This window comes from Hymenobacter terrestris, assembly GCF_013377905.1.
GTDB lineage: Bacteria > Bacteroidota > Bacteroidia > Cytophagales > Hymenobacteraceae > Hymenobacter > Hymenobacter terrestris.
Genome location: NZ_JABKAV010000068.1, coordinates 1 through 18,335, shown reverse-complemented (window position 1 = coordinate 18,335; position 18,335 = coordinate 1). Strand labels below are relative to the sequence as shown.

The following is an 18,335-nucleotide window of genomic DNA, read 5'->3' as shown; positions in this document are numbered from 1 at the left end:
CTGGGTAATGTGTAGCTGTAGCCGGACGAGACATTTACAAAGCATTTTCGTTCTCAACCATTCCTTTCGCTGCTGTTCATGAACACCCCCCAGAACTCATCCGACAAGCGTACGCGGGCTTCAACGCCCGCAACATTCCGGCAGTCCTCGCCACGCTGCATCCGCAGGTGCGCTGGTCACTGGCCTGGGAAGGCGACTACGCCACGGGCCACGACGAAGTGCGGGCGTACTGGCAGCGGCAGTGGCAGGAGCTGGACCCCCAAGTCGAGCCCACGAGTGTACGCGAACGGCCCGATGGACGCCTCGAAGTTGCGGTGCACCAGGTGGTAAAGGATAAGCAGGGCACCCTTCTATTCGAGGGTCCGGTCAAGCACGTCTACACCCTGCGGGATGGACTGCTACAGCAAATGGACATCGAGCAGGTCTAGCCGCTGCCTTACCTGACCACGGTGGCTTCGACTTCTATGGTCAGGGTTTCAAACAGGCTTTTCACTTCCAGCAGCGTCGTGGCCTGTTGCATGCCGTGCTGAGCCACCCAGTTTTGAAAGACATCGAAACAGGCCATCAGCTCTTCGGTCGAGGTGGTGTACACGTTTAGCCGCACGATGTTCCGGGGTTCGTACCCCGCCTGGTTGATGACTTGCTCCAGATTCTGGAGGGTAAGCAGCAGCTGGGTGCGCATGTCGGCGGTGCTGGACTGGCCGGCCGCATCAATGGCGGTCTGCCCGGAACAGTAGAGCGTGCCGGCCGGCTGGCTTACCTCCACGGCCTGCACGTAGCTGCGCTGGTCTTGCCACTGCCAGGGGTTTATGATTCGCTTTTCCATAGGGGTAGGGAGGGGGTAACGGGCTATTGCAAGCCGTGGGGTGAGAAAAGGTGGTATGGACTCGGGGCCGCTAGCGACGCGGAGTCTGCTAGAATTGGCCCTGCAAAATTGCATGGCTGCCCCGGGCTGAATTGGTGAGCTACCGCACAATTTTTCGGTGAGCTACCTCACTTCATTTGGCTTTCTTATCAGCGCCCGGGCTTAGCTTAGCCCAACTTGCACCCCTCAATTCCTTCGCTGCCATGCATCCGTTGCGCACCTACCTGCACCGCTTTGTCCCCGAGCTCACCGTCGCCGACTGGCAGCCGCTGGCCACGGCCCTGCGCCCGCGCCACCTGGGGCGCGGCGAGCACTTCGTGCGAGCTGGCGAGCACCGCCCCGAACTGGCCCTGCTGCTCACGGGCAGCTGCCGCCTCTACTACCCCCGCCCCGACGGGGAGGAGCGCACCACCTACTTCTTTTTCGAGAATCACCTGCTGGCCGACTATCCCAGCTGCCTGACCGGTCAGCCCAGCCAGCTCAGCATCCAGGCCCTAGTCGACACCGAACTGGTTGTCTTCGACTACGTGCTGCTGCGCCGGCTCTACGACGAGCGGCCGGTGTACGAGCGGTTCGGGCGCCTAGTGGCCGAATACCACCTGCTCGGCACCGACGCCCGTCTGACCGAGCAGTTGCTGCTCTCGCCCGAGGAGCGCTACCGCGCGCTGCTGGCCAGCGGCAAGACCAAGATTTTGGAGCGCATCCCCCAGCACTTGGTCGCCAACTACCTCGGCGTGACGCCCGTCTCGCTGAGCCGCATCCGGGGGCGGGTAGCGCGGGGAACCCAGAAGTCAGGGCGTTAAGGCGGGGCTTCGGCCCCGCATTTCTTAGCTTTTGTTATCGTGGCGAGGGCCTGCGGCAGCGGAATTTTGGGGTACTCAACGCTGATACTTCTTCTCCCCCACCGCCCGATGAAAATGCTGCTCAAAATTGAAGAACTGGCCGAGGCCCTATTCGCCCTGGTGGTCTCTGCCCACTTGCCCTACGCGTGGTGGGTGCTGCCCGCCGCCTTTCTGCTACCGGACTTGAGCATGGTAGGTTACGTGGCCGGGCCACGCGTGGGAGCCTGGTGCTATAACCTGGCGCACCACAAGGCGGTGGCCTTGGCCGTAGGAATCGGCGGGTGGTGGCTGGACCAGCCCGGGTGGCAGTTGATGGGCACGGTACTGCTCTTTCACAGCGCCTTCGACCGGTTGCTGGGCTACGGCCTCAAGTACGTCACCGGCTTTGGGGACACGCACCTGGGCCGGGTGGGGGCCAGTCATCCGGGGGTAGCGGTCGTCTAAGAGAGGCGAGACCAGTCAGTCGTTCCGCGCGCTTAGCAAATAGCCCGGGGACGTTTACCCGGGCTGTTTACCATCCCAAGCTAAGCCGAGAATCGGCTTAGAGTTTCGCGCGACACGCCCAGGTACGAGGCCAGCAGCGCCTTGGAGACCCGCTGCAGCAGGGCCGGCCGCTGGCGGACCAGCTGCTCGTACCGTTCCCGGGCGTTGGTGGTCAGCAGCGACAGGATGCGTTGCTGCGCGGCAATGGAGCCCAGGATAGATTTTTGCAGCAGAAAATGCGCCATCTGGGGCAGGCCCGCGCAGAGGCGGTGGTAGGCTTCCAGCGAGAGACAAAACACCTCTGTGTCCTCCAGGCATTCCAGCGACAAGGTAGCGGGCGTTTGGGTGTAGTAGGCCTGAAAGTCGCTTTCCCACCAGTCCTCCAGGGCAAATGACACAATGTGGGCCTTGCCCGCCGCGTCCGTGTACACGAGTTTCAGCAACCCCGTTACTACGAAATAGGCGTGCTTGGCCGGCTCCCCGGCTTGAATTAGAAACTGGTGTTTTTTAAACCGTTGGCGCGTGAACTGCGCCAGCACAAAGTCGAACTCTGCGTTTGTGAGCGGGATAACTTTTTCGAGGTGGTCCCGAAGGAATTGCTCCATGGCAACGGGGTGTATAAACGTGGTTTAGCAAATCGTTTTAGATTGCCCTTTTAGCGTGGTACCAACGCATTGCAGTGGTTATCGTATATTTGGACTATTAGTCACAAAATGACCGGCACAAATATGGGAGTTCTGGAACGCAAGCAACGGGAGAAGGTACACCGCGAGATGGCCATACTGGATGCCGCCAAAAAAGTCTTTTTGGCCAAGGGCCTTATCGTGGCCACCATCGACGACATTGCCACCGAAGCCGAGTTAAGTAAGGGTACGCTCTACCGGTACTACCGTAGCAAGGAGGAAATCCTGCTGGCCATCAACGAGCAAGCCCTGCGCGAACTCCACCAGGAGTTTACGAGGGCGACCGCGGGAGACGGCAACGGGCTGGATAAGATACTGCGCATGAACCGGGCTTATTACCAGTTTGTGGTAGCCAACCCAGTGTACTTCGGCTTTATCACCTTCTTCGAGTCGCCCTTTACCAGCACCACCGCAGCAGTGGTCTATGAAACCACCACCGCCATTAACGAGTTGGTGATGGGGCTGGTGGAAATGGGCAAGCAAGACGGCTCCATCCGCACCGACTTGAAGACAAATCTGATTGCCAGCATCATCTGGGCGGGCTCCTACGGCACTATGCAGTTCATCGTCAACAAGGGGCACCTGCTAGCCCAGGACTATCAGGTTGATTTGGACGAGCTATTCGAAACCTTCCTTACAACAGTGGACCACGGCTTACGAGCTAACAAGTAACCCGGGATGTGAAAGTAGCAGAAGTGATAAACTCTTCTGCTATTTTTTAATGGTCTGTGGACATTCAAAAGCTGTTTAGGAAGTCAACTAAACAGCTTCTCAGTCACTTTATGGATTACACTACTGTTTGAACAGCGCTTGCTTCCCTTTTTAGTCATTAGTGATGCGCGATGGCAACCAGGTGCCAGCCGGCCAGCTGCTGGCCGAATTCAACCCGGGAGAACATGCAGAGCGATGGTGGTGAACGTGACACGCCAGGACTGGGTGATGGATACCGATATGTTCTGGTCCAAGCTGCAGGCCACCCTCAACGCTGAAGCAGCCGGCGCTGCCGCCCGGCGCGCAGGGTCCGTTCGTGAAGGGGGGGGGGGACGTGGCGCCGCGCACCATAGTCCGTTGATTTTTAAACCAGTCTTATTCTCACGATGAAACATCACTATTACCCCGGTACCCTAGCCCCGGAACTGCTGGCCCGCTGGCCCGGCGCGGCTGGCAGTTTGCCGCCGCGGCCGGAGCTGGAGCACTTTATCTCCGTGGCCTACCAGGCCAGCCTGCTCCACGAGGAAGGCCAGCCGGTGCGCTGCTGGCTGGTGCTCAGCGCGCTCAGGGAACTGCCGACGGGGTCCGCGGCCGGCGGCACTTACGTGCTGGAGCTGGCTGCGCCCCGTCCCTACGAAGAGCAGGAAATCCGGCGGCTGAGCCCGGCGCTGCGCTCGCCCGGCAGCGTGCTGGCCGTCCGCACCGACGCGGCCGCCGGCCTGCTCATTTGGGGAATGCTGCGCGGCCACTTCCCGGGCAGCCCCGTGGGCGCTGACCCGACACCTGCGGACCCCGCTGCGCCGCAAACTTTGCTGCTCGAAGTCTGCGGGCCTGGCAATCTGGTGTTCTACCACGGCCACGAGCGGGTGCTGACCCTACAAAATGGCCACGTGGAAGGCCACGGCTTCGTGGAGTACCCGCTGGCCTGGTCCCGGGGCCGCTTTATGGAAAACATTGACGTGCTGCGGCCTCAGCTCGCGGCGGCGGCCATCGCCACCCCGCCCGACCTGATGCCCTTCTTGGGAGAATTGGCCCACCACGTTACGCGGCGGGTGGTGTCGCGGGTGCGGGCGAGCGGGCACGGGGGCATGCTGGCCTACGTGCCCACCGCCAGCGTACCCCGCTGCGTGGGGCCGGCGGCCACCCTGCGGCCCAAGTACCCGGTGCGTTTACCCGGCGAGGCGCACCACTACAACGGCCTGCAAGTGGCCATTATCGCCCGGCTCGCCGAGCTGGGCGACGTGAGCTGGGCCCGCTACCAGCGGGCCGGCGACGCCCGGCTGCTGGAGCTGGCGGCGGCCATCGGCCAGTACGCGGACCTGCTGGCCGACCTAATGACCGTGGACGGGGCCCTGGTCGTGACCAAGCAGCTGGCCGTCGTGGGCTTTGGCATTGAAGTGTACGCGCCCAAGCTGGCCCTGACCCAGGTGTACCGGGCCCAGAACGCCAATGCCACCCAGCTGCAGGTGGAAGCCGCCGACCGGGGCGGCACCCGCCACCGGGCCGCCTACCGCCTGTGTTTAGCTGAGCCCGAGAGCATGGCCATCGTTATCTCCCAGGACGGGGGCGTGCGCTTCGTGCAGGCCCAGGAGGGCAAGGTGGTGTTTTGGGAACAGCTCACGCTGTAGCCCGCCCTCCCTTTAGTTACCCACCGCCGTACACCCTTCGCAACTTCCTCCCCTTAACCCTTTCCATATGAGACCTACTGCCATCCACGTTACTGCCCCCCAAGCCGGCCCCGAAGTTTCGCTGGTGGGCGACACCTACCGCATCCTGGTTAGCGGCGAGCAAACCGGGGGCGCCTATGCCCTCATCGACATGCTGGTGCCCCCCGGCGGCGGCCCGGGCCCGCACGCCCACGCCGGGTTTCAGGAGGCTTTTCACGTGCTGGAAGGCGAGGTGGTCTTTCGCTCCGAAACCCAAACGTACACGGCCCAAAAGGGCGCCGTGGTGGACATTCCCACCGGCGGGGCCATCCACAGCTTCACCAACGAAAGCAACGCCCTGGCCCACCTGCTCTGCCTCGTAGTGCCCGCCGGCCTGGACCGGTTTTTCCTTGAAATCGGGCAGCTCGTGCAAAACGGCGCTCTGCTGTCCCGACCGGAACTTAAACCCGAGGACCTGGCCCGGCTGCAGAAAATCGGGGAAGCCTACGGCCAGGAATTTTTCCCGCCCGATTACCTTTCCCAAAAGCAAGGAGGCTAATGCTGCCGGCACTGACATCAGCCTCTTGAAAAAACTGGTTAGGTAAACTTGCTGGAGCTACCGGCTGATGGAGTTGCGCAGCAGCAGGCCCACCCAGCTGCGGTAAGGGCGCCACCCCTGGGCTATTCGTTCGAGTTTCTCCACCGCCGGCTCGTCGCCGAGCTGGTAGGCGGCGGCCATCGCTCGGTGCAGGCGTTTTTCTTCCCGGGGAAAGGCGTCGGGGTCGCCCACCCCACGTAGCAAAATCAGCTCGGCCGAGAAGGGCCCGATGCCGGGCAGTTTCTGCAGGTGCGCAAGAGCGTCGGGGCGCGCCAGGGTGCGCAGGTGGGCGCTGTCGAGCCAGCCGGGGGCCGCCGTGCCAAGGGCCCGGAGCTGCTCGACCTTGCGGGTGGCCAGCCCGCGCACCAGGGGCAGTTCAGCGAGTCGGCTCGCTGCGGTAAAGGCGTGGAGCACATGTTCGTCAACTTCGACCCGCACGCCATGCTCCTCGGCGATGCGGACGGTGATGGCGGCGGCTTGCCGCACGGGCAGCTGGTGGCCGATGATGGCGCGGGCGGCGGCCTCGTACGGGCTGGGCAATAGCACCGGGCGCAACCCGGACTGCCGCTGCTGCAGCCCGGCCACTACTTGGTCGCGCGCCGCGACGGCCGCGAAATCAGTCCCGTCCACCGCCAGGAACAAGATTCGGCGCAGTTGGGCGCGGATGTCGGCGGGACTGGCCCCATCCGGATTGGCTAGTACCTGGGCGCGCACCTGGGCCGGGATAGGCTGGTCAATCCGCACGCCCACGGGACTCCACGAGCCTTCCAGTGCAAAGGCGAGGTCCAGCACTTCCCCGGCGGGTAAAGGGTAAAGCTTGTCCACGAACAGGGCGCTTGCCGCGAGCGTGACGCTGGCCGCCAACGAATAGTCACCGGTGAAAGGCAAATCGAGATACGGGGGGCTGGGCATGGTTGGCTGTCTGGGAAGTGGTGTGGAATGGGCCGGCGTAGTTCGTCAAGCGGGAAGCGTGGCCAAGGCGGGCACTGGCGTGGGGCGCACCCGGCGCAACGGCATCTGGTCCCAGGTTTGGCCGTCGAGCAGCCGGCCCCCGCCCTTGGGGGTGGGGCCGCCCCATTGCAGGAAGAAAAAGGGCACCCCGCGCTCCTGCGCCCGGTCCCGCAGCTGGCGCACCCAGGCGGCTTCCAGGGGCCGGGCGCCGGGCCCGGCCTCGCCGGCGAGGGTCACCCAGTCGATGCCCGCTAAGTCCAGGTCCGGCAGGGGGCCCAGCAGTGGCTCGAGCGAGAGAAAGCGCACCGCGGCGTCGACGCGGCGCAAATCGTCGGCGCGGTGCAGCAGGCTGGCGTCCTCAATCGAGGTGCCCACCCAGACGTTATCCGGCCAGGCAATAAACTCGGACAGGTTGGCGAGGCGGCGGGCCCGCTTGGTCAGCACCTGGTAGGTGTGCTGCGGCGTGGCGCGCATGACATCCACCACTTGCTGGATGTAGTCCAGCGGCACCCGGGTGTGAAACAGGTCGCTCATGCTGCCCACAAAAATGTGGCGTGGCTTGCGCCAGGACCGGGGCTGTGCCAGCGCGTCGGGATGCAGGGTCAGGTCAAACCCGGGTCCGCTGGTGCGCGGGTCCCCGTCGTTCTGATACTTGGGCTGGCCCAGCTCCTTGAGCCGCCGGGCAAACAGGAGGGCGTAGCAGTTGTCGCAGCCCGCCGAGATGCGGTCGCAGCCGGTCATGGGGTTCCAGGAAGTGGTTTTCCACTCGATAATGCCGTTCTCGGTCGTTTCTAACTTGATGGTAGGCATCTGCTAGGTTATTTGAGGGAAGAATTGGAGGCAATGGTATGGTGATTCATAAAATGACCATCGGTTCTAAATGGTCAAAAAAATACTTGAAAGTGAAAGTGAAAGTGAAAGCGAAAGCGGCGCTTGGCGGCTGTCCCATTGAGGCCACCACCAAGCGCCAGGGTCATCATGCTTTCTGATAAGCGGCCACGAACTCGAGGGCGAAGTCTTCCAACTTGACCTTGCCCAGCGCCTTGGGCGGGTGTTGGTCGTAGTCCCGACGGAGCGCCCCGCTGCGGATGCTGCTGCCCAGCGCCAGCATGCTGGCCACGGCCGGCGCGGGCATCCCCCGCCGTTCGAGGGCGGCCTGCATTTGCGCGTCGCCGAAGGCCACCCACTGCAGGTCCGGCTTGCCAATGGCGGCGCCCAGGACGTGGGCAATTTCGTCGGGGGTGCGCTCGTCGCTGGCCACGTAGCGCACGGTACGGCCGGGCGCGCCGGCGCCGGTCAGCTCCTCGGCGGCAGCAGTAGCAATGTCGGCCGGCGCCACCAGGACGATGCTCGCGTCACCGCCGTAGTTGGAGCCGACGATGCCCTGGCCTTTTATCATCCCGATATAGTTGTTCAGGTTGTAGTAGAGGTAGCCCGCCCGCAGGTGCGTCAGGGCCACGTCGGGGAGCTCATTGAGCAGGTTTTCCACGTCGTGCGAGCCGAGGATGAACCCGGTGCCCTGGTCCAGGTCCGCGCCCCAGCTGCTCAGGTGCACCACCCGCGGCACACCCGTTTGCCGGATGGCGTGCACGTAGCTGCGGCCAATGGTTTGGTAGTGCGCCCGGGCGTCGGGCGCGCCAAAGTTGGGCGGTATCATGCAGTACGCCGCGTCAGCCCCGGCGAAAGTGGCCGCCACGAAGTCAACGTCCTCCAGCTTGCCAATGGCGGCCGTGGCCCCCAGGGCCTCGATGGCCGCCTGCTTGTCGGGCTGACTGCTGATAACGGTCACGGCGTGGCCCTGATGGATGAGCTCCTGGGCCAGGGGCTGGCTTATGTGGCCGAGCGAACCGGTGATGATGATTTTCATGGGGTTGGGATGAGGGGTTGGGGAAAGAATTTTTATGGATAAAGTGGTGCTGGAGTCGCGCTTAGGCGCTTAGCATGGATTCGAACAGGTAGCCGGCGGCGATGGATCGGTAGGGCCGCCACTGCTCGCCCCGGGCCGCTACTTCCTGCTCCGTGGGCATGTCGGGCAGTTCGTAAGCCCGCTGCACGGCCTTGCGCAGCACCAGGTCCCCCGACACGAGCACATCGGCGTGGCCGTAGGTGATGAGCAGGGCGCCGTCGGCGGTCCAGGGACCGACTCCCCGCAGGGCCACGAGGCGTTGGCGGGCCTCCTCGTGGGGAAGTTTCTCCAGGCCGTCCAGCGCCCCTTCGGCGGTGCGCTGGGCCAGGTAGCGCACGTACTCGGCCTTACGCGCGGAAAGCCCGATGCCGCGCAGTTCGGCAACCGGGACCTGCGCCAGCTGAGCGGGGGCTCTTTGGACGCCAATCAGCAGCTTTCGCAACCGGGCGTAAATGGCATTGGCGGCCGTAACCGAAATTTGCTGGCCCACAATCTGGTAGAGCAGGGCCTCGAACAGGCTACTGACCGGCAGCGTGGCCCGCCAGGCGTGGTAGTCGAGGTCGGGACTAGCATCAATGAGGCGTTGCAACACGGGGTCTTGCGTACGCAAAGCCGCGCGCGCGGCGTCCAGGGCTGTTTGCTGCCCGTGGGCTAGTCTGGTTGCCGGCGCCATCAAGGCTGGGTCCGCAGCGCGGGCTGGGCTAATGGGAACCAAGGTGGCCGAGGCAGACCTGCCGTCAACAGCCAGAGCAGTCGTCGACTTTATAGCTGGGTGTCTGGTCTTCGACTGTACCGAACTCCTCGTGGTAGGATTTGTGGCAGTTTCCATTGTTAGGTGTAAAATGATTGGGCGTCGTATGTTGAGGTCCAGCTATAAAAAGACAATTGACAACTGGTGCAGTAGGGTTAATTATGACAATTATTCATAATATGACCATTAGTCCATTCTGTCGTTGGTCATCCGTGACCTTGCAGATTACAACGCAAATGTATCGAAAATGTTTATTATGTTCATAAAATGACTGTCAGTCCAAATTTGTTGAAAATCATGATTACCTGGGCTGGGGTACCACCGAGGATTCAGGCATTGAAATTTCAGGGATGGCTCCAGGAATATAGGTGAACACTGCCTGGGCACCGTTCAGCGGCAATGGGCTACAGCGCGAGCGGTGTCTAGGCCAAGGCATTTAAGGTGGCTGCAAAAAAAGTAAGATCAGGCTAATAAGAGCTAAACAATGAGTTGTTATACCTTTGAATTTCGCAACCCACATCCGCCATGAAGCCTACCTCGCTGGAAGAGTTTTACGACCAAATCGCGGCCGGCACCGGCACGGAACTGAGCGCGCTGTTGCCGAGCGGCATTCAGAAGGAAATCGGGCACTTCAACGTGTTCAACCTGGCCGACCTGCCGCAGGGGCGCGACAAGCCGGTGATGCCCTACGACCGGCGCACGTACTACAAAATCAGCCTGATTCGCGGGCGCAACCGGGTGGAGTACGCCGACAAGGTCATCGACATTGAGCGCAACGCCTTACTCTTTGCCTCGCCCAAGGTGCCCTACCACTGGCTGCCGCAGGGCCCGGTGCAGGGTGCCCGCTTCTGCGTGTTCACGCCGGAGTTCATGCTGCCGGCCAAGAGCGGGGCTGTGCTCGATGAGCTGCCGATTTTCCAGCCCGGCGGCTACCCCGTGTTTCCCGTGACGGACGCGGAAGCGGCCGAGCTGGATGCTCTTTTTGACAAAATGCAGCGTGAAATAACGTCCGACTACGTCTACAAGTACGACCTGCTGCGCAACTACCTCATGGAGCTGGTGCACCTCGGCCAGAAGCTGCAGCCGGCCACGGCGCTCTACCCCGCGCACACGGCCGCGGCGCGGGTCACCTCCTTGTTTGCCGAGCTGCTGGAGCGGCAGTTCCCCATCGAAACGCCGCAGCAGCGCCTGGCTCTGCGCACGGCCAAGGACTACGCCGACCGCCTAGCCGTGCACGTCAACCACCTCAATAAGGTGCTCAAGGAGAGCACCGGCCGCACCACCACCGCCCTCATCGGCGGGCGGGTGACGCAGGAAGCCAAAATCCTGCTCAAGCAGACGAACTGGAACGTCTCGGAGATTGCCGACAGCTTGGGATTTGCCGAAGTGGCACACTTCTCCAACTTCTTCAAGCGCCAGACGTCGTTCTCTCCCGCCGCCTTCCGCGCCTGAGGGGCCTGATTTGAATTGCGCAACAAATAGATTGACGGCCGCAACCGCCCCAGCGCATGCCCGCCCGACCTTTGTGCCGTTGGGTAAGGGAGCGAAAAAGACCACGCCGGTGCACGCGGCTCTTAGGGCTTGCACCTCCCCGCCCAACACAGCTGCTCACTTCAACCCCTCACTCATGACAACTCGTAAAATTGCGCTGGTGACCGGCGGCAGCCGCGGCCTCGGCAAGAACATGGCCCTGAGTCTGGCCGCCAAAGGCATCGACGTACTCCTGACGTATCACAGCCAGAAAGAAGAAGCCGAGGCCGTGGTGGCCGAAATCCAGGCCCACGGCCGCCGGGCCGCCGCCCTGCCGCTCGACGTGGCCCGGGCCGACAGCTTCGACGCCTTCCTGGCGCAAGTAAAGACCAGCCTGCGCGACGTCTTCCAGGCCGAGCAACTGCACGCCCTAGTCAACAACGCGGGTACCGGCGTGTACGCGCCCTTCGCCGAAACCACGGAAGCGGACTTCGACCAAATGGTTAACGTCCACCTCAAGAGCGTTTTCTTCCTGACCCAGAAAACCTTGCCGCTGCTGGCCGATGGCGGTCGCATCGTCAACATTTCCTCGGGGCTGGCCCGCTTTAGCATGCCCGGCTACGCGGCCTACGCGGCTATGAAGGGCGCCGTGGAAATCCTGAGCCGCTACCAGGCCAAAGAACTGGGCGCCCGCGGCATCGCCGTGAACACGGTGGCGCCGGGCGCCATCGAAACGGATTTTGGCGGCGGGGCCGTCCGCGACAACCCGCAGGTGAACGCCTACTTGGCCGGCGCCACGGCTCTGGGCCGGGTCGGTCTGCCGGACGACATCGGCGGCGTAGTGTCCTTTTTATGCAGCGACGAGGCTAAGTGGGTGAATGGCCAGCGTCTCGAAGTATCAGGCGGCATTTACCTGTAGCCTTTGGCTGTCTACACTCGTTGAAGAAGGGCGAAACGCCAGGACCTGTGCCTGCTGTTTTGCCCTTCTTTGGTTACCTGCGCATGGTCAAATCCCGGGCTTACGGCGCCGAAAACCGAAAGGCCGCCGGCGTCGGCTCAGCTTTGCTTTTGAACAGGAACCTACCCGGCAGGCTGTACCTCCGAACAATTGCTGCTGAAACAGGTATTACTTCATACGTATTGCCTTTGATTTTTACAGCTAATGACCATGCCATCAAAATCATTGGAAGCTCTGTACGATGCCGTCGCGCCCGTGGTGGGTGGGGCTGCCGACGTGCTGCCGGTTGCCGGCCAAACGCGGGAAGTCGGGCACTTCAACGTGTTCAACGTGGCGGACCTGATGCTGGACTACCGCAGCCGGCCACCGATGACATTTGACCGCCGGACCTTCTACAAAATCAGCCTGATGCGCGGGCGCAGCCGGGTGGAGTACGCCGACCAGGCAGTGGAGGTAGCAGGCCAGGCCCTGTGGTTCGCCTCGCACCGGGTGCCTTACCGTTGGGTGCCGTATGATCTGGACCAAACAGGGTATTTCTGCGTGTTCACCAATGAATTTCTGGGACCCGTCAACGGGGGGCTGGTGCTGCAGGAGCTACCGGTGTTTCAGCCGGGGGGCTGTCCGGTGGTGGCGGTGTCGGATGCGGACTACGCCGCGTTAGAAGCCATTTTTGAGAAGATGGCGCGGGAGCTGGGCGCTGGCTATGCCTACAAGTACGACCTGTTGCGCGCTTACTTACTGGAGCTGATTCACGCCGGGCAGAAGCTGCAGCCGGTTCCGATTCCGGCGCCCGCCCCCAACGCTTCGGTCCGGCTGGCCACTTCGTTTGCAGACCTGCTGGAGCGCCAGTTTCCGCTGGAAACCCCCCAACAGCAGTTGCGCCTGCGCACGGCCGCCGACTACGCCGGCCAACTGGCGGTGCACGTCAACCACCTCAACCGGGTGCTCAAGGACACCACCGGCCTCACCACCACGGCTCTTATTGGCAGCCGGGCGGCGCAGGAAGCCAAAATGCTGCTCAAGCAAACCAACTGGACCGTTTCGGAGATTGCCGACAGCCTGGGCTTTGCTGACGTGGCGCACTTCTGCAACTTTTTCAAGCGCCAAACGGGTCTGGTGCCGGGGGCTTTTCGGGAATAGAGTAATTGTTTGAATTGCGCAATAGATGGTTTGAGTAGCGCAGTTCCGCCGCCGCGTAGCTGCCGGACCTTTGTGAGGTAATCACCACTCATTAAAAGGAACAAATCATGCGTGTATTCATCACCGGCGCTACGGGCTTTGTGGGCTCGGCCGTCGTCAAGGAATTAATCGGCGCGGGCCACCAAGTGGTTGGCCTCGCTCGCTCGGAAAAGGCCGTTCACGAGCTGGCGGCCGCCGGGGCTCTGGCCCATCGCGGCGACGTAGAAGACTTGGACAGCCTGCGGCGCGGCGCGGCCGCCGCCGACGCGGTGGCACACCTGGGCTTCATCCACGACTTTGCCAACTTTGCGGCCGTCTGCGAAATTGACCGGCGGGCCATCGAGGCCCTCGGCTCCGCGCTGGTGGGCTCGAACCGGCCCTTCATCATCACTTCTGGCACCGCGCTCATCACCCCTGGGCGCCTGGCGACCGAAAACGATGCCTCCGTATTAACCGTCCATGATTTCCCCCGCATCGCCACGGAAGAAGCCGCGCAGGCGGTAACCGACCAGGGTGTGCGCGTGGCCCTGCTTCGCCTCTCGCCGTCTGTGCACGGCGAGGGCGACCACGGCTTCGTGCCCGCTCTCATCGGCATTGCCCGCGCCACGGGCGTTTCGGCCTACGTTGGTGAGGGCCAGAACTACTGGAACGCGGTGCACCGGCTCGATGCCGCGCGGGTGTTCCGGCTGGCGCTGGAGCACCAGGCGGCCGATGCGCGCTACCACGCGGTGGCCGAGGAAGCCATCACATTCCGCGCAATTGCCGAGGCCATCGGCCAGGGCCTGAACCTGCCGGTGGTGTCCAAATCACCCGAAGAAGCCGCCGCCCACTTCGGTGCGTTTGCCGGCTTCACCCAACTCAATGCGCCCGCCTCCAGTCAGCTCACGCAGCAGCGGCTGGAATGGCATCCTACTCAGCCCACCCTGCTGGCTGACCTGGCCCAAGGACACTACTTTAACGGCCAGTAAGCACCGAGTCAGCAGGCTCCCTAGCAGCATTTTAGGCCGGCACGGGTCCACTTCCGAGCAGATAGACGGCTGGTTTTTTCATCCCCGGTCCCTTCGTGAACCAGAAGTTCATGCCCACGCCAGGAGCTGATTTCTTGACTTAGTGTTCTATGAATGAGGAAGCCGGTGCTGAAAGGCTCAAGTTCACAGACAATCACAAAATATCCTGACCATGGATACTATCCACTTGGTTGACCCCGAACTGGCGCGGGCTTTAGCGGGTATCAGCACCCCCACCCTGACGGCGGAGCTGCTGCCCGCTAACCGCCTGGCAATTGCAAAATTTCAGGCGACGGCTCCGCCCGGTCCGGGGGTGAGCGTCGAGGAGCGGTTCCTGTCCCGGCCGGATGGCTCGGACCTGCGCGTGCTGGTCTATGCCCCGGCCGCCCCAACGCGCACCGGCGGGCTGCTCTGGTTCCACGGAGGCGGCATGGTTCGGGGCACGGCCGACCAGTACGAGGCCCAGAGCCGCTTCTTTGCCCACCGGCTCGGGTGCGTCGTAGTGGTACTCGACTACCGGCTAGCCCCCGAAGACCCCTACCCAGCCGGCCTCGAAGATGGCTATCAGGCCCTGCAATGGCTGCACGAAGCGGCCGACGAGCTGCAGCTGCCGCGCACGCGCATCGCCGTCGCGGGCGAAAGCGGCGGGGGCTGCCTGGCCGCGGCCCTGGCCCTGTATGCCCGGGACCACGGGGGGCCGGCCATCTCGGCCCAGTTCCTGCAAAACCCCATGCTCGACGACCGCACGGGCACTCCCGCCGACCCAGACCCTCTGCCAATGGTCGGCGAGTTTCTCTGGACCGCGGCCAGCAACCGTTTTGCCTGGGGGGCCGTGCTGGGCCACGCGCCCGGCACGCTGCCCCCGCCCGTCTACGCAGCTCCCGGGCGGGTGGAAGGCCTCGCCGGCTTGCCCCCCAGCTACTTCTTCATTGGCGACCTGGACCTGTTCGTCGGCGAGAACCTGCGCTTCGTCCAAAACCTACTTAGAAACGGGGTGCCCACCGAGCTGCACCTGTACGCCGGGGCCTACCACGGCTTTATGCGGTTCAGCACCGGGGCTAGCATCACGCAGCGGGCGGAACAGGATTTCTGGGGCGCCTTGGAGCGACATTTTCGCGCTGCTAGCTGACCAGTAAACCGGCACTTTCTTCATTAAATTACCTTACTATGGCGCGTGTTTTCATTACCGGCTCCGCCGATGGCCTGGGCCAACTCGCGGCCCGCCTGCTGGTAGAGCAGGGGCATCAGGTCGTCCTGCACGGGCGCAGTCCGGCGCGGGCCCGCGAGGCCCTGGCCGGCGTGCCGCGGGCCGAAGGAGCGGTTAGCGGCGACCTCTCCCACTTTGCTGGGACGCGCGAAGTGGCCGACCAAGCCAACCAGCTGGGCGTCTTTGATGCCGTCATTCACAACGCGGGCATCGGGTATCGCGAGGCCCGGCGCGGCACCACGGCCGACGGCCTGCCACCCGTGCTGGCTGTGAATTCCCTGGCCCCCTACGTGCTCACCTGCCTGATGGCCCGGCCGGCGCGACTCGTGTACCTCAGCTCGGGCATGCACCTGCGCGGCGACGCCAGCCTGCGCGACCTGACCTGGGCGGAGCGTCCCTGGAACGGCGCCCAGGCGTATTCCGACTCCAAGCTGCACGACGTGCTGCTGGCCCTGGCCGTAGCCCGGCGCTGGCCCGATGTGCTGGTGAGCGCCGTGTCGCCGGGCTGGGTGGCCACCAAGATGGGCGGGCCCGGTGCCAACGACAGCCTGGCCGAGGCGCCCGTCACCCAGGCCTGGCTCGCCAGCAGTCAGGACCCGGCGGCCCTGGTGACAGGTAAGTATTGGTACCACCAGCAGCCGGCCACCATCCTGCCCGCTGCGGCCGACCGGGACTTGCAGGACAGGTTCCTGGCCGCCTGCGCCGAGCTGACCGGCGTGACTTTTCCCGTCAGCGTCTAGTGCACGGAATTCAGTTGAACATGCTTAATCGCTTCTAACAGAGGAGTGGCTTGCACGCCGGGCCATTACCCGCCGGGCGCAGGGCTAGGCATTAAATAAGCCGCCGCGCTCTTTTGACTACAATAAAAGGCGTTTTGGCTAAATCTGCCGGGCCGGCAGCGGGGACCTTTGTTGCGTTCATCAACCAACAATCATTTTGTATGAAAGCAGTTAGAATTCATGCCTTTGGCGGACCCGAGGTACTGCAATTGGAGGAGATAGCGCGGCCAGTGCCGGCGGCCGACGAGATTCTAGTCAAGGTATATGCCAGCGGGGTAAACCCGGTGGATTGGGTGGTACGGGAAGGCACCAGTGCCGCGCTGAAGTACTTGCTGACCTTGCCCATGACCCTGGGCTGGGATGCGGCCGGCGTGGTGGAAGAGCTGGGCAGCGCGGTAACTGGGTTTGAGAAAGGCGATGCCGTGTACGGTGTCCCCAGCTTTCCCGGCGATGGCAGCTACGCGGAGTACTGCGTGGCCAAGGCCAGCCATTTTGCCCGCAAGCCCCAGAGTCTGGGCTTCACTGAAGCGGCCGGCATACCACTGGCCGGCCTCACGGCCTGGACGGCGCTGTTCGCATATGGCAAATTACAGGCCGGTCAACGCGTCCTGATTCAGGGGGCGTCGGGCGGAGTAGGCAGCCTGGCCGTGCAGTTTGCCAAGGCCCAAGGCGCGTACGTCATTGGCTCCGCCTCCGCGGGCAACCTGGAGCACGTGCGTCAGCTAGGCGCCGACGAGACGCTGGATTACAAGGGCCAGCCGGTGGAGGAGCTGGTGCGCGGCGTGGACGTGGTGCTGGAAGCCTCGCCGGTGCGCGACAACGCCGCGCGCGTCAAAGCCGTGACCATGCTAAAGCCGGGCGGCATCTTCGTCAGCGTCAACACCGACTTTCCTTTCGATGAGGCGGTACAGGCAGCCCTGACACGCCAGCACGCCACCGGCGAGCTGGCGGCTAATCAGCCCCGGCAGGAGTGGCTAAGCGAAATTGCGCAACTCATTGACGCGGGACGAGTTAAAGTATTTGTCAGCAAAGTATATCCGCTGGCCGAAGTGGCCGAGGCCCACCGCGAAAGCCAGACCTGGCACGTGCGGGGCAAGCTGGTGCTGCAAATACGCCCTGATGACGAACCGGCATGAAGCGTTTCCAGACCATAAGCGCGTTTCACAAGTATGTGCAGCTGCCCCCGCCCCAGCATCCCCTGCTCAGCGTGGTGGACGTGGGCAGCGTGCCGCACCGCTCGGGCGACGAGCCCACGAGCCTAGTGCTGGAGTTTTACTCTATTGCCGTCAAGCGGATGCGCAACGTGCAGGGGCAGTACGGGCAGCATCCGTTTGACTTCAACGAAGGGATTATGTCGTTTATGGCGCCCAACCAAGTGTTCAGCCTGGCGGTGGCCAACCCGGCCGAGGCCGTCGAGAAATCGGGGTGGGTCATCTATATCCACCCCGATTTTATCTGGAACACGCCGCTGGCCAAAACCATCCAGCGGTACGATTTCTGGGATTATTCGCTCAAGGAGGGCTTATTTCTTTCCGCCAAGGAGGAGGCGACCATCCTGGGCATAATCGGGGCCATCGAGCAGGAGTACGCTTCCACCATCGACCGGTTCAGCAAGCCCATTATCGTCTCGCACCTGGAGAGCCTGCTGCAGTATGCCGACCGGTTTTACCACCGCCAATTTCTCACCCGCGAAAAGGCCAACCACGAGGTACTCGAACGGGTGGAAACCCTGCTGCGCGACTACTTCAACCGCGATGAGTTGCCCGAAAGAGGCCTGCCCACCGTGCACTACGTGGCCGACTGCCTGCACCTCTCGCCCAAGTACCTCAGCAACCTGTTGCGCCTCGTCACGGGGCAAAACACCCAGCAGCACATCCACGCCCGGTTGATAGCCAAAGCCAAGGAAAAACTATCGACCACCAGCCTGACCGTCAGCGAAATTGCCTACCAACTTGGGTTTGAGCACGTGCCCTCGTTCAGCAAGCTGTTCAAGACCAAGACCAACCTATCGCCGCTGGAATTCAGGACCTCTTTTCATTCATAAAATAAAGAACTCACCGGCCCGAAGCTGATACGTAGTGAAAATCGGCTTTGCCTCCGGTAAAGCAGGTCGACAAAATTCGACCGTTTTTGTGAACGTGAGAAAACACCTACTTTAGCGCTTGCTTTTCATCTAAGAGCGTGTTTGGGAATTTATTAAAACAGCGTTTCCGTCATGCTGAGCTTGCCGAAGCATCTCTACCGCTTCGTTAGAGAAGCCGCTGGCGAAGCAGTAGAGATGCTTCGGCAAGCTCAGCAT

The 18,335-nt window shown here is 62.7% G+C and carries 20 protein-coding genes; 14 read left to right on the top strand and 6 right to left on the bottom strand.

Annotated features, from left to right (window positions below; all coding sequences use genetic code 11):
• Nucleotides 1–32 precede the first annotated feature (32 nt).
• Complete coding sequence (locus HW556_RS15710; protein WP_317170539.1) at nucleotides 33–428, top strand: nuclear transport factor 2 family protein; 396 nt, start codon at nucleotides 33–35, stop codon at nucleotides 426–428.
• An 8-nt stretch (nucleotides 429–436) separates the two neighbouring features.
• Here HW556_RS15710 and HW556_RS15705 read toward each other — a convergent pair whose 3' ends face one another.
• A complete protein-coding gene (locus HW556_RS15705) occupies nucleotides 437–826 on the bottom strand; it encodes a RidA family protein (RefSeq protein WP_176901067.1) in 390 nt (129 codons plus the stop codon).
• Nucleotides 827–1,068: 242 nt separating this feature from the next.
• On the opposite strand from HW556_RS15705, the gene HW556_RS15700 reads away from it, so the two are divergent.
• Together HW556_RS15700 and HW556_RS15695 are read left to right on the top strand one after the other, a co-directional pair.
• Nucleotides 1,069–1,668, top strand: coding sequence for a Crp/Fnr family transcriptional regulator (locus HW556_RS15700; protein WP_176901066.1), 600 nt, complete (start codon nucleotides 1,069–1,071; stop codon nucleotides 1,666–1,668).
• Between the two features lie 108 nt (nucleotides 1,669–1,776).
• A complete protein-coding gene (locus HW556_RS15695; protein ID WP_176901065.1) occupies nucleotides 1,777–2,151 on the top strand; it encodes a DUF4260 domain-containing protein in 375 nt (124 codons plus the stop codon).
• Nucleotides 2,152–2,231: 80 nt separating this feature from the next.
• Here HW556_RS15695 and HW556_RS15690 read toward each other — a convergent pair whose 3' ends face one another.
• Nucleotides 2,232–2,795: a Crp/Fnr family transcriptional regulator gene (locus tag HW556_RS15690; RefSeq protein ID WP_176901064.1), complete on the bottom strand. Its 564-nt coding sequence runs from the start codon at nucleotides 2,793–2,795 to the stop codon at nucleotides 2,232–2,234.
• A gap of 123 nt (nucleotides 2,796–2,918) precedes the next feature.
• Here HW556_RS15690 and HW556_RS15685 point away from each other — a divergent pair, with 123 nt between their 5' ends.
• The 3 genes from HW556_RS15685 (at nucleotide 2,919) to HW556_RS15675 (ending at nucleotide 5,789) form a co-directional block, all read left to right on the top strand.
• A complete protein-coding gene (locus HW556_RS15685; protein WP_176901063.1) occupies nucleotides 2,919–3,545 on the top strand; it encodes a TetR/AcrR family transcriptional regulator in 627 nt (208 codons plus the stop codon).
• Between the two features lie 425 nt (nucleotides 3,546–3,970).
• Nucleotides 3,971–5,212, top strand: coding sequence for a putative sensor domain DACNV-containing protein (locus tag HW556_RS15680; protein ID WP_176901062.1), 1,242 nt, complete (start codon nucleotides 3,971–3,973; stop codon nucleotides 5,210–5,212).
• Nucleotides 5,213–5,279: 67 nt separating this feature from the next.
• Complete coding sequence (locus HW556_RS15675) at nucleotides 5,280–5,789, top strand: cupin domain-containing protein (RefSeq protein WP_176901061.1); 510 nt, start codon at nucleotides 5,280–5,282, stop codon at nucleotides 5,787–5,789.
• A gap of 57 nt (nucleotides 5,790–5,846) precedes the next feature.
• Here the strand turns inward: HW556_RS15675 and HW556_RS15670 are convergent, their stop codons facing one another.
• From HW556_RS15670 to HW556_RS15655, 4 genes are all read right to left on the bottom strand, one after another.
• Nucleotides 5,847–6,740 carry a DNA-3-methyladenine glycosylase family protein gene (locus tag HW556_RS15670; protein ID WP_176901060.1) on the bottom strand — a complete coding sequence of 298 codons (894 nt, stop codon included), beginning with the start codon at nucleotides 6,738–6,740 and terminating at the stop codon, nucleotides 5,847–5,849.
• A 45-nt stretch (nucleotides 6,741–6,785) separates the two neighbouring features.
• A complete protein-coding gene (locus HW556_RS15665; protein ID WP_176901059.1) occupies nucleotides 6,786–7,589 on the bottom strand; it encodes a DUF5131 family protein in 804 nt (267 codons plus the stop codon).
• 166 nt (nucleotides 7,590–7,755) lie between these two features.
• Nucleotides 7,756–8,646 carry an NAD(P)H-binding protein gene (locus HW556_RS15660; protein WP_176901058.1) on the bottom strand — a complete coding sequence of 297 codons (891 nt, stop codon included), beginning with the start codon at nucleotides 8,644–8,646 and terminating at the stop codon, nucleotides 7,756–7,758.
• 61 nt (nucleotides 8,647–8,707) lie between these two features.
• The gene (locus tag HW556_RS15655) at nucleotides 8,708–9,295 is read right to left on the bottom strand and encodes a DNA-3-methyladenine glycosylase family protein (RefSeq protein WP_176901057.1); all 588 of its coding nucleotides are present in this window, start codon (nucleotides 9,293–9,295) and stop codon (nucleotides 8,708–8,710) included.
• Nucleotides 9,296–9,961: 666 nt separating this feature from the next.
• On the opposite strand from HW556_RS15655, the gene HW556_RS15650 reads away from it, so the two are divergent.
• The 8 genes from HW556_RS15650 (at nucleotide 9,962) to HW556_RS15615 (ending at nucleotide 18,080) form a co-directional block, all read left to right on the top strand.
• Nucleotides 9,962–10,888 carry a helix-turn-helix domain-containing protein gene (locus HW556_RS15650; protein WP_176901056.1) on the top strand — a complete coding sequence of 309 codons (927 nt, stop codon included), beginning with the start codon at nucleotides 9,962–9,964 and terminating at the stop codon, nucleotides 10,886–10,888.
• A 175-nt stretch (nucleotides 10,889–11,063) separates the two neighbouring features.
• Nucleotides 11,064–11,825 carry an SDR family NAD(P)-dependent oxidoreductase gene (locus tag HW556_RS15645; protein WP_176901055.1) on the top strand — a complete coding sequence of 254 codons (762 nt, stop codon included), beginning with the start codon at nucleotides 11,064–11,066 and terminating at the stop codon, nucleotides 11,823–11,825.
• Nucleotides 11,826–12,089: 264 nt separating this feature from the next.
• Nucleotides 12,090–13,004, top strand: a complete 915-nt coding sequence (locus HW556_RS15640) for a helix-turn-helix domain-containing protein (protein ID WP_246289681.1) — start codon at nucleotides 12,090–12,092, stop codon at nucleotides 13,002–13,004.
• A gap of 107 nt (nucleotides 13,005–13,111) precedes the next feature.
• The gene (locus tag HW556_RS15635) at nucleotides 13,112–14,011 is read left to right on the top strand and encodes an SDR family oxidoreductase (RefSeq protein ID WP_176901053.1); all 900 of its coding nucleotides are present in this window, start codon (nucleotides 13,112–13,114) and stop codon (nucleotides 14,009–14,011) included.
• Between the two features lie 211 nt (nucleotides 14,012–14,222).
• The gene (locus tag HW556_RS15630) at nucleotides 14,223–15,179 is read left to right on the top strand and encodes an alpha/beta hydrolase (protein WP_176901052.1); all 957 of its coding nucleotides are present in this window, start codon (nucleotides 14,223–14,225) and stop codon (nucleotides 15,177–15,179) included.
• Between the two features lie 38 nt (nucleotides 15,180–15,217).
• Nucleotides 15,218–15,997 (top strand): SDR family NAD(P)-dependent oxidoreductase, encoded by a 780-nt coding sequence (locus tag HW556_RS15625; RefSeq protein ID WP_176901051.1) that lies wholly within the window; start codon nucleotides 15,218–15,220, stop codon nucleotides 15,995–15,997.
• A 200-nt stretch (nucleotides 15,998–16,197) separates the two neighbouring features.
• Nucleotides 16,198–17,172, top strand: coding sequence for an NADP-dependent oxidoreductase (locus HW556_RS15620; protein ID WP_176901050.1), 975 nt, complete (start codon nucleotides 16,198–16,200; stop codon nucleotides 17,170–17,172).
• Complete coding sequence (locus HW556_RS15615) at nucleotides 17,169–18,080, top strand: helix-turn-helix domain-containing protein (protein WP_176901049.1); 912 nt, start codon at nucleotides 17,169–17,171, stop codon at nucleotides 18,078–18,080. Before HW556_RS15620 ends, HW556_RS15615 begins: the two co-directional genes overlap by 4 nt.
• Nucleotides 18,081–18,335: the final 255 nt, after the last annotated feature.